Consider the following 12,264-nt stretch of genomic DNA (forward strand, 5'->3'; position numbering starts at 1 on the left):
CGATCATAGTCTCGGCAGGTAAGTCCGGTAATCGAAGTCCGACACCGTCTGCAGATATGTGATGGCTTCCTTGCGTTTGGTATCGGCAAACAGCTTTTGATAGGCCGCGCCAAACGTATCGGCGATAAAAGCCGACGCCGCAAAATCCTCGACGGCTGTCAGAAAATCATGGGTCAGCTTGCTCTGGGATTGTGATGCGCCGCCGGGTTCGGTTGCCGGACCGGGATCAAGATCATTTTCGATGCCGCGTAACATCCCCCCTAGAATGGCCGTCAGTAGCAGATGCGGATTGGCGTCTGCACCGGCAACCCGGTGTTCAATGCGCGCTGCCGGACCGTGCGTATCGGGGATACGAACGGAGGTACCACGATGGGCAAAGCCCCAGTCAATATCAACCGGTGCGAATGAGCCGGGCTGGAAACGCCGGTAGGAATTGGCAAAAGGTGCAAAGATCAGTTGCGCATCCCGCATGGTTTCCAACATACCGGCACAGACGGATTTCAGCCGTGTTGGCTCACCGCCTTTCGCGTCGAGTATGTTGTTGCCTTTTCCATCAAGAATGCTGATGTGGACATGCAGCCCTGATCCGGCCTGATCCGAATAGGGCTTGGCCATACATGTCGACTTCAGGCCATGGTGTTTGGCAGCCTGTTCGGCAATCCGCTTCAGATAAATGCAGTCGTCGGCGGCCGCCAATGCATCCGGCCTGTGCAGCAGGTTTACTTCAAACTGGCCGGGGCCAAATTCTGCTGTTGTCGCATCAGCGGGCAGGCCTTGTATCTTGGCCCAGGCATTCAGCGTTTGCAGATAATCGTCCATGATGTCTGTGGCGCCCATATCGTAGAGCTGCGCACCGGTCGCTTCGCCCTTGTAGGCAAGCCGGGCAGGCGGGCGCGGTTTGCCGGTTGCACGCCAGTCATCCTCAACAAGATAAAATTCAAGCTCGGTCGCGACAACCGGTGTGAGGCCAAGCTGTGCGTAACGTTCCAGCATGCGTGACAGGATGGCGCGTGGGTCCATGAAGCTTGGTCCACCATCCATGTCGTGCATGGTGGCCAACACCTGCGCTGAACCCTCTGGTGCCCAAGGCATCGGCGCCAGGCTGCGCTTGTCTGGCACACACACGCCATCAGGATCACCGAGCGTTAGCGACAGGCCAGTAAATTCGTCATTGTCATCACCCCAGATATCCAGCGACTGCGTGGAGGCGGGAAGTCGGACGGAGCCTTCCCATATTTTTTTCTCGGCTTTGAGCGGAATGCGTTTGCCTCTCAGATCACCATTCATGCCAACAAGCAGCAGCTCTATGCGTGGCTGCATTTCAACAAAATGGCTAGGGAGTACGGTTTCTCTGCGGGTCATTTTGGTATTTCGGCTTTCTCGTCTGATCGTAGAACGTGCAACGATAAGCTTAAACACACCGCCTTGCCAAACGCATTTCATAACGCCATGCTCGCTCCAGCAACATGACTGGGAAAATCGGTGGTAACTGGCATGAATGAAATGAGCAAAACCCTTTCCAATCTCGCAGCTATAGATGCTGCTCACCATCTTCATCCTTTTTCAGACATGGGTAAGCTCAACGAGGCCGGAACTCGGATTATCGAGCGTGCCGAAGGCGTTTATATCTTTGACAGCAACGGCAAAAAATATCTCGATGCCTTTGCCGGCCTGTGGTGCGTAAACATCGGTTACGGACGCAAGGAAATGGCGGAAGCGGTTTCTCGCCAGATGAACGAGTTACCCTACTACAACAGCTTTTTCGGTACCACGACCCCGCCAACCACCTTGCTCGCACAGAAGATCGCGTCCCACACCGGCGGTCACATGAACCATGTGTTCTTCACCAATTCCGGCTCGGAAGCCACCGATACCTGGTTCCGCATGGCACGTGTTTACTGGAAGGCACTGGGCCATCCACAAAAGATCAAGATCATCGCGCGCCGCAATGGTTATCACGGTTCCACCGTGGCCGGTGCCTCGCTTGGCGGCATGAAGTGGATGCACGAGCAGGGCAACCTTCCGATTGAAGGCATCGCCCATATCGGCCAACCCTACTGGTATGCTGAAGGCGGTGATCTATCTCCCGCCGAGTTTGGCTTGAAAATGGCCAGCGAACTTGAAGCGAAGATCGATGAGCTGGGCGAAGACAATGTCGCAGCTTTCGTTGCTGAACCCATTCAGGGCGCGGGCGGTGTTATTGTGCCGCCAGATACCTATTGGCCGGAAATTGCCCGCATCTGCAAGGCGCGCAACATTCTGCTGGTATCCGACGAGGTCATCTGCGGTTTCGGCCGACTCGGTTCATGGTTCGGTTTCCAGCATTTCGGTTACCAACCGGACCTCGCGCCGGTCGCCAAGGGACTGTCTTCTGGCTACCTGCCGATTGGCGGTGTGTTGGTGTCGGACCGTGTGGCGGAAGTGATGATCAAAGAAGTCGGTGACTTCAATCACGGCTTTACCTATTCCGGTCATCCGACATGCGCGGCGGCTGCGTTGGAAAATATCCGCATTCTGGAAGATGAGGGTCTGGTTGAGCGCGTCAGAGACGACATTGGGCCTTATTTTACCAAGGCATGGCAGAGCCTGGCCGATCATGAAATCGTCGGTGAGGCGGTCAATGTCGGTTTGATGGGCGGTTTACAGCTTGCTGTCGATAAAACCACGCGCCAGCGTTTTGCCAAACCGGACGATGTCGGCATTGTCGTGCGCAATCACTGCCTTGAAAACGGGTTGGTCATGCGTGCCACCGGCGACCGCATGCTGGCCTCACCAGCATTGACAATCAGCCATTCGGAAGTGGACCGCATTATCGAAACACTGCGCAAGGGGCTGGACCACCTTCGCGATACCGTCAAGGAATAAGACATTCCTTCTGGCGCTTAAGGAAAACCCCGCTTCATTGAAGCGGGGTTTTGTCTTTCTGGAATTATTGGAAGGCCGTTTCATAGAAACTGCGCAGCTTGCGGGAGTGCAGTTTTTCCGGCGGCATGGCCGCCAGCTTCTGCACCGCACGAATGCCGATCTGAAGATGTTGGGCAACCTGCGTTTTATAAAATGCGGTTGCCATGCCCGGCAGTTTCAACTCGCCATGCAGCGGTTTGTCTGAAACGCACAGCAACGTGCCGTAGGGCACACGGAAACGGAAACCATTGGCGGCAATGGTTGCCGATTCCATATCCAGTGCGATGGCGCGCGATTGCGAAAGCCGTTTAACCGGGCCAGCCTGATCGCGCAGTTCCCAGTTACGGTTGTCAATCGTGGCGACGGTGCCGGTTCGCATGATGCGCTTCAGCTCAAAACCTTCGTAACCGGTAACTTCGGCCACGGCTGCCTCGAGTGCAACCTGCACTTCCGCCAGTGCCGGAATAGGCACCCACACTGGTATGTCATCATCCAGAACATGGTCTTCGCGCACATAGGCATGGGCCAGCACATAGTCGCCCAGACGCTGGCTGTTGCGCAGGCCGGCGCAGTGACCAACCATCAGCCACGCGTGCGGACGAAGCACGGCAATATGGTCGGTAATCGTCTTGGCATTGGATGGTCCAACCCCAATATTGACCAGCGTGATACCGGCATGCCCCTTCTTTTTCAGATGGTAGGCAGGCATCTGTGGCAACCGCGACAGGGTCATGTCGGTTTCCGGGCGGTCTGAACCGGCATGGGTGATGATGTTGCCGGGTTCGACGAACTCCGTATAACCTTCATCGCCCTTGGCCATCAGGTCGCGCGCCCAGTTGGCAAACTCATCAATGTAGAATTGGTAGTTGGTGAACAGAACGAAGTTCTGGAAATGGTTGGCGCTGGTGGCCGTATAATGGCTCAGACGCGCCAGCGAATAATCGACGCGCTGTGCGGTGAACGGCGCCAGCGGCGCAGGCTCGCCCGATACCTGATCATATTCACCATTGGCGATCAGGTCGTCTGTATTGTTGAGATCCGGCGTATCGAACAGATCGCGCAGCGGCACATCGGAAAGAGACGATGTGGCGGAGGCCTCGACATGGGCGCCTTCGCCAAATGCGAAATGCAGCGGAATGGGCGTTGCCGATTCCGATACGGTAATCGGAACATTGTGGTTGCGCATCAACAGCTCGAGCTGCTCTTTCAGATAATGCCTGAACAGATGCGGACGGGTGATTGTTGTGGTGTAAATGCCGGGCGACGTGACATGGCCGTAGGACAGGCGGGAATCCGCATGGCCAAAGCTGGTCGTTTCCATGCTGACCTGCGGATAGCAGGCGCGGTAACGGCCGGTTATCGGCGCACCCGCCGCAAGTGCGGTAAACGCATCAATCAAAAATTTGGTGTTGCGTTCGTAAAGCGCGGTCAGGGCCTCGACCGCCTCTTTGTGATCTGTAAAGACCTGCGGCGCATAGGGCTCAGGGCTTATGAAAGTAAGGGCTGATATAGAAGGGATTCGTGTGCTCATGAGGCATTATAGATACGCTATTGAGACACGCAAGCGACAGCACGCAGCAATGAAGTACAACGAGACTGTTATTTTTTATCTGTGAGTGCGGCGATTTCCATGGCCTGCAAACCCTGATGTTTTAGCCTAGCGCGCCGCGCTGCAAGCTCATCAACAGAACAAAGCCAGCGCCTTTGTTCATCGCGCTACGTTCATTTTCTTTCATGGCGGCAAGCCCGGCAATGGGGCCGAGAAACATGGTGGCGATGAGAGCCAGACGAACACTGCTGTAAACCGCGCCGGAGAAGGTCTTAGTCATGGTATTTCGTCCTTCTTACAGAATGGTCGTGCAGTTGGTCTGGATGGATTGGCTGCAAGGCGTAATGGTGCCAATTTGCATCCGCTGGAAATTACGGTGCGGATTGATGGCAAGTGCCGCAAACGACATCGCAAAAATGGCCATCAGCAAAGTAATGATCGTTAAACGCCGTATCAGAATTGCCATTGTCCGCTCCCCTTTGCGAATGTGATGCTATGGTTTTGCCACATTCGGTCTGAACCATTGCTGAGAGCCAAATTCATCTCGCGTTCAGAAGCATTAACAGGGCTGATAAGTGCAGATGTGCGCTTAACCATAAGGATTGCGCGGGCAATTTTCGGGGACCTTAAGTAAGTGAGCCAGAATGGCAGGCGGTGCCATCCTGGCTCTTTCCCGTTATTGAACAAAAAACGTTCTAAAGCCTTGTCCAGGTCTGCGACTTGCACAGAACCTTTAGAACGCATCCTTTCATTTTCAGGGAATTGCCGGAAACACTGCCTGAACCACTATAGGTCTTGTCATTTGCAGGATCGGTGATTTCGCCCGAATACTCATTGCCGCTGCCGCTCATACGGCCAATCTGCTTGCCCGCATGTTTTCCAGTTTTCAGCGTGACGCAGAACGCAGATCCGCAAGAAGCGATCGTTGCCGTTTCACCGCTTTGGGTTTTCCAATTTCCTTCGATATTTTCAGCCGCAAATGCCTGACCTGAAATCAGCAGTGCAGCAAGAAGTGCAATCCGTTTCATAAATCCTCCTCCGGTGTTTGACGGTCAAGTGCGCGCACGTGCCATCAACATCGTGTTCCTCCACACGAGTGGGCAATTTATAGTTTACGTTCACGTAAAAGGAAAGAAGGTTTGCTGCCGCTGACAGTGGTTTTCCACCCAGATAAACGCGGTGATTTATGCAAACGGAAAAATGGATGCTGTTTTTAAAGTTAGCAAAGGGTTGAAATCGGCCGGTAAAGTTTTCGTAAAATTTTCGCGAAATCCCTTAATTCTCAGGCATAGCCATATTTAACAAAAACTCAAATTTACCAACTGTTTGGACTTTGTTTGTCTCAAATTAATCATGCATTTTAAGCGTCCGTTGAAGCGGCTTTGGCATAGTAAGCCCATCAAACGAGCAGGGAATAACCCGCCAAACCGGAAGGATACGCAAAGCCGCAGAAGACGGCGCGATCCTTTCGGAAGCCCGGATAAGGGGCAGCACAACGACTGAACCAAAACAGGCTTTAACAGGGATAGAAAAACAATGGCACGCTTTGAAATTCGCGATATCGAAACAGCAGCAATGGGCGGTGAAGCCCGCGCCGATGTGTTCTGCAATCTGGGTCTTATCTACGCCACAGGGCGCGGATGTGACGTTGATGTGGTTGCAGCCCACAAGTGGCTGAACATTGCAGCAATCAAAGGATCTGAGCGCGCGGCAAGCCTGCGTGCCGACCTGGCCCGCAACATGAGCAAGGCCGACCTGGCTGCGGCACTGCGTGCTGCACGTGAATGGATGACCATTCACTAATTGATCAGGCCAGAAAGGCCAAAACGAGATACCCAAGGGAGGGTAGAACGAAGATAACTCGCAAGAGGAACGCGGCGGGGAATTTGGGACGGACTGACAACACGCAAATGCTGAAGGGCAAATCCATTTGCGAAAATGTTGCAGAAAACCGAAACTTGCGCTGACACATCAAACCGCGACTGGCAGGAACAAGGCCAGCGCGGTTTTTTCTTGTTCGATGCTGCGTAAGGACGCTGGCCGTATCAGGCCAGCTTTTTCAGCACTTTCGGCAGAGCTTCTTCAAAGAGATCAAGCGACGATTGAATGCCGGCGCTGACGCGAATGCAGCGGTTAAGCGGTGCAACTCCCGGCATGCGGATGAACACGCCGTGTTCCATCAGGCCATCAACGACAGCCTTGGCATAAACGCCGTCGCGACCACAATCGATGGTGACAAAATTGGTGGCGGAGGCCAGCGGCGACAGGGCATTGGCCTTGGCAATTGCCGAGATACGCGTGCGAGCCCCATCAATTTTCTGCACGACCTCATGCAGATAGGCCTGGTCATTCAGCGCGGCCAGTGCTGCGGCGACGGAAACCCGTGCCATGCCGAAGTGGTTGCGAATCTTGTCAAATGCCTGCACGTTTCCAAGTGTGCCGATCGCATAACCGACCCGGGCACCTGCCAGGCCATAGGCCTTTGAAAACGTGCGCATTCTCAAGATATTCGGCAGGCCGATAAGTGCGTTGACGTCGGGCGTTGCGCCCTTGGGCGCGGTTTCACAATAGGCTTCATCCAGAATGAGAAGACAATTGTCCGGCAAGGACTTCGCGAAATTTTCGACTTCGTTTGCGTTCCACCAGCTGCCCATCGGGTTGTCTGGGTTGGCGAAGTAGACCAGCGGTGCGTTTTCACGCTTCACGGCGTCAAGCAGACCATTCAGATCTTCGCGGTCATCTACATAAGGTGTTGTGACCAGGCGTCCGCCAAAACCATTGACGTGGTAATTGAAGGTTGGGTACCCGCCAAATGACGTGACGACAGGGGTGCCGGGCTCAACGATAAGCCGGGCAATTTCACCCAACATACCATCCACGCCGCTGCCGACCGCAATATTGTCTCGCGATACGCCATGGTGGATGGCCAGTGCTTCCTTCAGTTCAAAATTTTCCGGGTCGGCATACATCCACGTTTCGGTTGCCGCATTGCGCATAGCCTCCAGAACAGACGGCGCTGGGCCGAAGCTGCTTTCATTGGCTCCGATACGGGCTTTGACGGCCAAATGGCGATTACGCTCTATGGCTTCAGGTCCAACGAAGGGAACGGTTGATGGCAGGCTGGCGGCGAGGGGCGTAAAGCGGGAAAATGCGGACATTACAGACTATTCCGGTATCGATTTGAAATCGACGACACAATAGGTTGAAAACCATCCCGTGCAAGCCAAGTTTTTGCTGAAACTGTACGGACGCCAATGACTTTTGCGTCATACGACACCGCACAAATTTGCCCAAAATACAAAAAGCGAAGGTCATCAGGAATGACCTCCGCCTTGATCTTTTCAATGTGTCTGCACTTACAGGCTGGCGTCGAAACTCAGTCTCTGCACGTGGTGCAGGAATTCAGGATCGATCAGCATATTGAAGCCGATCACCGCTTTTTCTTCTTCGCGGCGGATCAGAGTGCAGCCAATTTCATCACGAATTCCGAGCAATTCGAGGAAGAAGTTATTGGGAATTTCCACCTCAGGGCTGACTTCGAGTTCAGCGCCGTAGAGTGAAATCGTCCTGACTAGGCAACGTACGCTGTCCTTGGTGCTCAGGTGGCGGCCGAGTACCACGATCTTGCCGGGGCGATCGATCGTGAACTTCTCGTACATCTCATCCTGAGGAACCGATTGCCGTGGATCAATTGTTACGTTCAATGGCATGACAACCTCCCATGATTGCCCATTATTTATATATGAAGGTACGCCTCAAGCATTGCTCCAAGCTTAATCGAATTTCTAAAATACAAAACAATGTGCATGATTTTGCCACACAACGACGCTCAGAATTGCTTCTGCGCAGTTGTTCTGTGTGGTTGGCTCCACGGGAGTTGACGCAAGCCGTACGCAGCGTTACGCCTTTGTCATGTAAACAGGCATGCGATTGTGTTGAGGCGAATCGTGATGTGGGGGAGTTGGTGTTGTGAGTGGCAGATTGGTCATTGTGGGGGCAGGGCAGGCGGCCTTCGCACTTGCTTCTAAACTGAGAGGGTTAAAGGATGATCGGCCCATCACAATCCTCGGCTCAGAAGATGTCCTGCCTTACCAACGTCCACCCTTATCCAAGAAATATCTTCTCGGTGACATGACCTTCGATCGGCTGCTATTTCGCCCTGAGCATTGGTACGCCGACCATAATGTTGAAATCAGAACGTCGGCGTGGGTTGAGGAAATCGACCGCACTGCAAAGAGCGTTCGTCTGCAGGATGGCAGCACCGTAGTTTATGAAACACTGGTTTTGGCAACCGGGGCCGAACCGCGCAGTCTGCCACCTGGCATCGGTGGTGATTTGCGAGGCATTTTTACGGTTCGCGACAAGCGCGACGCGGATCGCCTGATGAAAGAGATGCGTCCCGGCCGCCGCCTGCTGATTGTTGGAGGCGGTTACATCGGACTTGAGGCTGCGGCTGTTGCCCGCCATCTCGGCCTTGACGTCACATTGATTGAAATGGCGGATCGTATCCTTCAACGCGTTGCGGCGCGTGAAACTGCCGATGCCATCAGGGGAATCCACGTCTCGCATGGTGTTTCCATCAGGGAAAAAACCGGTTTGGTTCGTCTGAATGGCGACAACGGTCACGTGAAAACCGCGGAACTGTCAGACGGTTCTGTCATTGATGTGGATTTTGTGATTGCCGGTATCGGCGTGACGCCCAATGACCGCCTGGCGCGCGAAGCCGGGCTGGATGTCGCCAATGGCGTGGTTGTGGATGCCTTTACCCGCACATCGGACAGTTCAATTCATGCATTGGGCGATTGCGCAGTCTTGCCTTGGCAGGGCACGCAGATCCGGCTTGAATCCGTACAGAATGCAGTTGAGCAGGCAGAAGCCGCTGCCATCGTCTTGACCGGTGAGGATCGTCCCTATGATCCAAAACCGTGGTTCTGGTCCGATCAGTATGATGTAAAGCTTCAGATCGCCGGATTTAATGCTGGTTATGACGAAACCCTGGTGCGTGTCGGCACACGTGAGGGTAGTCTTTCCATTTGGTATTTCCGTCAGGGCCAGTTCATCGCCGTTGACGCGATCAATGATGCCAAAGCCTATGTCACCGGTAAAAAGATGCTCGAAAGCGGCATCAATCCGGACCGTGTGATTCTCGCCGATACCTCAGCTGATCTCAAGCAGCTTCTTGTTTAAAGGAAAGTGCATGCCCGCCTCTGAAAATCGTTTCAAAACAGCCATTAAATCGGGAAAATCACAGATCGGTCTGTGGCTGGACATGGGCGAGGCAATCGCTGCCGAGATTGCCGGAACCTCCGGATTTGACTGGCTTGTCATTGATGGTGAGCATGGTCCGAATGACCTACGTAGCATTATCGAACAGCTAAGGGCACTCTCCAGTTCTCCCGCAGAGCCCGTCGTACGTGTTCCCGTCGGTGACACCTGGATCATCAAGCAAATGCTCGATGCTGGCGCTCGCACACTTCTGGTGCCGATGGTTGATTCGGCGGAGCAGGCGAGAGAACTTGTGCGTGCAATTCATTACCCGCCCCACGGCATTCGTGGGGTGGGAGCGGCGGTTGCGCGTGCATCAGCGTTCAACACGATTGATGACTACGCTGAAACGGCGGCTGAAGGTCTGTGTCTGCTGGTGCAGGTTGAAACCCGCGCAGCGATTGCCGATCTCGATAATATCCTCGCTGTTGAAGGTGTCGACGGTGTGTTCATCGGTCCGGCTGACCTTGCGGCTGATCTTGGATATCTTGGTCGGATGGACGCACCGGAAGTGCAAGAGGTGATTGAAAACGCCATCACCAAGATTGTTTCAGCAGGTAAGGCCGCTGGCATCTTGACCTTCAATGAGACCTTCAACCGTCGTTACCTTGAACTCGGCGCGACTTTTGTTGCTGTTGGCGCGGATGTGTTCGAGTTTGCTACTGCGCTTAGGAACCTGTCTGCTCGCTACAAGGTGGGCTCTTCAGCGACCAAAAGCCCGGCCAAGGGATATTGAAGGACGAGGCGGAGTAACAACATACTCTGTCACGTGGCCCCGACAGTGGTTTCCGCTTCAGTCATCGTTGCTGGCGTTCAGTTTTTCCGGTGGAATGCCCTGATCGCCAGAATGCAAATAGCCCTCATTTAACAGCCAGTTGCGCAGGATCTGCCGTATAGCGTCATCTCGCTGCATCTGCCTCGATGTCGCAAAGGACATCAATGCTTCCTCGAGTTCTGGTTCGAATACTTTCGTTTTGTCCATTTGCATGATTACTATTCCTCCCCGCTTTCAAAATGCCAACGACAAAAAGGGGCGGTAAACGCCCCTTTGAGATAGTGTCTTGCTGTCTTACGGCAGGCGCCAGCGCGATGGAGGCTGGTTCGAGCTGCTGTTGGCGATAAAATAGCCAAGCGCAAATCCGATAACGCCAACCGTCGTCAAAAGCGACGTCGCAGTGCCAGGGTTTTCCTTGACGGCTTCGACGACATTGTAGCCTTGTTCACGTACGTTATGGGCTGCTTTGCGCACCCGGCTGCTAGCATCGTCTACGACTTCAGCAGCGCTTTCCGAAAAACTTCCGGCTCTTGCCGACACTGACTTAGTCAGTGAATCAATCTGAGACCGCAGTTCTGCAATCTGCGTTTCAATCGTGTCTTCCACGACATTGAGTTTGGTTTGTGCCATTACCAATCACCTCATATGGTTACGGGTAAAGAACGGCCTGAACTAACATTTGGTTCCAATGTCGGGTCGTATTTTGGTTTGAGATGAAAGCTTTCGACCTGCCGCGCGCCAAAGAGGGCAGGGCAGGTCGAATATATCTGGCGCATACAGCCTCGAAACTACGAGGCATGATTTATTTGACGTGCCGTTCCAACACGGGCAGGCACATATCGAGATCGTGTGACGCCAGATGTGCGTAACGCATTGTCATCTGTAGTGTCTGATGACCGAGCCACATTTGCACACGCCTGATATCAATGCCGCCCTGAACAAGCCGCGACGCGCATGTATGTCGCAAGATGTGCGGAACAACATCGTCATCACTTCCAAGCCCGACCGTGTGGCGAGCCGCGTGCCAGCTTGTCCGGAACCGTTGTTGATCAATGCCAGCAAATGGGCCTTTTCCGCGCTTCTCAGATGCAAAAACCGCATCATAGGCACGTGCGGTCAACGGTACTGAACGGCTACGGCCGGATTTAGTCACCCAGAATGTTGCACGTCTTTCGACGATATCACCCCATTGCAGCCCAAGACCCTCTCCAAGGCGTGCGCCGGTATCGACGAGAAAAATACAAAGTCGTTGATAGACGTCTGATTCTTTACCTATGGCCTCAAAAAGGCGCCGCTCTTCTTCATGATCAAGAAAGCGAATACGTCCGGCCTTTTCCTTCTCTCGCCGGAATTCCGGCAAGCTGTGGATATCCCCCATTTTATGCGCCTTGCGCAGCAACTTTCGGAGTGCAGCCATCTTTCTGTTGATGGTGGCATTGCTGTTGCCGCGATTACGCAGCTTGCCAATCAGGCCATCCAGCATATCCTGAGAAAATACAGTAAATAACGGATTTTCTAAAATTTCATGCAATTCGCCAATGAAGTTATTGACGTTGTATTTATGGCTTCCCGGCTGCCACAGAATGTCCCCGTAACGCTCGAGCAAACCTTTTAATGAAATTTCCCTGACGAGCTTTGCTGCTGTCGTTAAATTGTAACGATATGGGAAATCATAGGACGCATAGTCTCTCGAAATACCCGTATCTTCGGCCGCGTTTAATTGCTGCATAAAATATGCTCCTTTGCCCCCTTTCCGCCAATGACCATGGCC

Annotated in this window: 14 protein-coding genes; 4 read left to right on the top strand and 10 right to left on the bottom strand. The window is 53.6% G+C overall.

Annotated elements, in window-relative coordinates; all coding sequences use genetic code 11:
* Positions 1-3 precede the first annotated feature (3 nt).
* Positions 4-1,362, bottom strand: coding sequence for a glutamine synthetase family protein (locus PYL13_RS06120; RefSeq protein ID WP_275640761.1), 1,359 nt, complete (start codon positions 1,360-1,362; stop codon positions 4-6).
* Between the two features lie 132 nt (positions 1,363-1,494).
* On the opposite strand from PYL13_RS06120, the gene PYL13_RS06125 reads away from it, so the two are divergent.
* Positions 1,495-2,865, top strand: a complete 1,371-nt coding sequence (locus tag PYL13_RS06125; protein WP_275640762.1) for an aspartate aminotransferase family protein — start codon at positions 1,495-1,497, stop codon at positions 2,863-2,865.
* A gap of 64 nt (positions 2,866-2,929) precedes the next feature.
* Here the strand turns inward: PYL13_RS06125 and amn are convergent, their stop codons facing one another.
* The 4 genes from amn to PYL13_RS06145 all read right to left on the bottom strand — a co-directional run bounded on the left by amn (position 2,930) and on the right by PYL13_RS06145 (position 5,481).
* Positions 2,930-4,435, bottom strand: a complete 1,506-nt coding sequence (gene amn / locus PYL13_RS06130; RefSeq protein ID WP_275640763.1) for an AMP nucleosidase — start codon at positions 4,433-4,435, stop codon at positions 2,930-2,932.
* Between the two features lie 121 nt (positions 4,436-4,556).
* Complete coding sequence (locus PYL13_RS06135; protein WP_275640764.1) at positions 4,557-4,733, bottom strand: hypothetical protein; 177 nt, start codon at positions 4,731-4,733, stop codon at positions 4,557-4,559.
* Positions 4,734-4,748: 15 nt separating this feature from the next.
* Positions 4,749-4,919 (bottom strand): hypothetical protein, encoded by a 171-nt coding sequence (locus PYL13_RS06140; protein WP_250983006.1) that lies wholly within the window; start codon positions 4,917-4,919, stop codon positions 4,749-4,751.
* A 229-nt stretch (positions 4,920-5,148) separates the two neighbouring features.
* Entirely contained in the window at positions 5,149-5,481 is a 333-nt protein-coding gene (locus PYL13_RS06145; protein ID WP_192487363.1) for a DUF2147 domain-containing protein, read from the bottom strand.
* 508 nt (positions 5,482-5,989) lie between these two features.
* Here PYL13_RS06145 and PYL13_RS06150 point away from each other — a divergent pair.
* Positions 5,990-6,256, top strand: a complete 267-nt coding sequence (locus PYL13_RS06150) for a sel1 repeat family protein (protein WP_192487364.1) — start codon at positions 5,990-5,992, stop codon at positions 6,254-6,256.
* A 242-nt stretch (positions 6,257-6,498) separates the two neighbouring features.
* Here PYL13_RS06150 and PYL13_RS06155 read toward each other — a convergent pair whose 3' ends face one another.
* Positions 6,499-7,611: a pyridoxal phosphate-dependent aminotransferase gene (locus PYL13_RS06155; RefSeq protein ID WP_275640765.1), complete on the bottom strand. Its 1,113-nt coding sequence runs from the start codon at positions 7,609-7,611 to the stop codon at positions 6,499-6,501.
* Between the two features lie 198 nt (positions 7,612-7,809).
* Positions 7,810-8,163, bottom strand: coding sequence for a hypothetical protein (locus PYL13_RS06160; RefSeq protein WP_246787643.1), 354 nt, complete (start codon positions 8,161-8,163; stop codon positions 7,810-7,812).
* A 259-nt stretch (positions 8,164-8,422) separates the two neighbouring features.
* On the opposite strand from PYL13_RS06160, the gene PYL13_RS06165 reads away from it, so the two are divergent.
* The gene (locus PYL13_RS06165; protein ID WP_275640766.1) at positions 8,423-9,640 is read left to right on the top strand and encodes an NAD(P)/FAD-dependent oxidoreductase; all 1,218 of its coding nucleotides are present in this window, start codon (positions 8,423-8,425) and stop codon (positions 9,638-9,640) included.
* 10 nt (positions 9,641-9,650) lie between these two features.
* A complete protein-coding gene (locus tag PYL13_RS06170; protein WP_275640767.1) occupies positions 9,651-10,454 on the top strand; it encodes an HpcH/HpaI aldolase/citrate lyase family protein in 804 nt (267 codons plus the stop codon).
* A gap of 57 nt (positions 10,455-10,511) precedes the next feature.
* Here the strand turns inward: PYL13_RS06170 and PYL13_RS06175 are convergent, their stop codons facing one another.
* From PYL13_RS06175 to PYL13_RS06185, 3 genes are all read right to left on the bottom strand, one after another.
* Positions 10,512-10,706: a hypothetical protein gene (locus PYL13_RS06175; protein WP_275640768.1), complete on the bottom strand. Its 195-nt coding sequence runs from the start codon at positions 10,704-10,706 to the stop codon at positions 10,512-10,514.
* An 81-nt stretch (positions 10,707-10,787) separates the two neighbouring features.
* Positions 10,788-11,123, bottom strand: coding sequence for a hypothetical protein (locus tag PYL13_RS06180; protein WP_192487368.1), 336 nt, complete (start codon positions 11,121-11,123; stop codon positions 10,788-10,790).
* A 172-nt stretch (positions 11,124-11,295) separates the two neighbouring features.
* Positions 11,296-12,222 carry a tyrosine-type recombinase/integrase gene (locus PYL13_RS06185; RefSeq protein WP_275640769.1) on the bottom strand — a complete coding sequence of 309 codons (927 nt, stop codon included), beginning with the start codon at positions 12,220-12,222 and terminating at the stop codon, positions 11,296-11,298.
* Positions 12,223-12,264: the final 42 nt, after the last annotated feature.

The organism is Agrobacterium sp. Azo12, from assembly GCF_029193765.2.
In the GTDB taxonomy this organism is placed as follows: Bacteria; Pseudomonadota; Alphaproteobacteria; order Rhizobiales; family Rhizobiaceae; genus Agrobacterium.

Excerpts from the sequence above, each read along its gene's own strand:
- PYL13_RS06120 (WP_275640761.1), bottom strand. The coding sequence starts at position 1,362 with ATGACCCGCAGAGAAACCGTACTCCCTAGCCATTTTGTTGAAATGCAG.
- PYL13_RS06125 (WP_275640762.1), top strand. The coding sequence starts at position 1,495 with ATGAATGAAATGAGCAAAACCCTTTCCAATCTCGCAGCTATAGATGCT.
- amn (WP_275640763.1), bottom strand. The coding sequence starts at position 4,435 with ATGAGCACACGAATCCCTTCTATATCAGCCCTTACTTTCATAAGCCCT.
- PYL13_RS06135 (WP_275640764.1), bottom strand. The coding sequence starts at position 4,733 with ATGACTAAGACCTTCTCCGGCGCGGTTTACAGCAGTGTTCGTCTGGCT.
- PYL13_RS06140 (WP_250983006.1), bottom strand. The coding sequence starts at position 4,919 with ATGGCAATTCTGATACGGCGTTTAACGATCATTACTTTGCTGATGGCC.
- PYL13_RS06145 (WP_192487363.1), bottom strand. The coding sequence starts at position 5,481 with ATGAAACGGATTGCACTTCTTGCTGCACTGCTGATTTCAGGTCAGGCA.
- PYL13_RS06150 (WP_192487364.1), top strand. The coding sequence starts at position 5,990 with ATGGCACGCTTTGAAATTCGCGATATCGAAACAGCAGCAATGGGCGGT.
- PYL13_RS06155 (WP_275640765.1), bottom strand. The coding sequence starts at position 7,611 with ATGTCCGCATTTTCCCGCTTTACGCCCCTCGCCGCCAGCCTGCCATCA.
- PYL13_RS06160 (WP_246787643.1), bottom strand. The coding sequence starts at position 8,163 with ATGCCATTGAACGTAACAATTGATCCACGGCAATCGGTTCCTCAGGAT.
- PYL13_RS06170 (WP_275640767.1), top strand. The coding sequence starts at position 9,651 with ATGCCCGCCTCTGAAAATCGTTTCAAAACAGCCATTAAATCGGGAAAA.
- PYL13_RS06175 (WP_275640768.1), bottom strand. The coding sequence starts at position 10,706 with ATGCAAATGGACAAAACGAAAGTATTCGAACCAGAACTCGAGGAAGCA.
- PYL13_RS06180 (WP_192487368.1), bottom strand. The coding sequence starts at position 11,123 with ATGGCACAAACCAAACTCAATGTCGTGGAAGACACGATTGAAACGCAG.
- PYL13_RS06185 (WP_275640769.1), bottom strand. The coding sequence starts at position 12,222 with ATGCAGCAATTAAACGCGGCCGAAGATACGGGTATTTCGAGAGACTAT.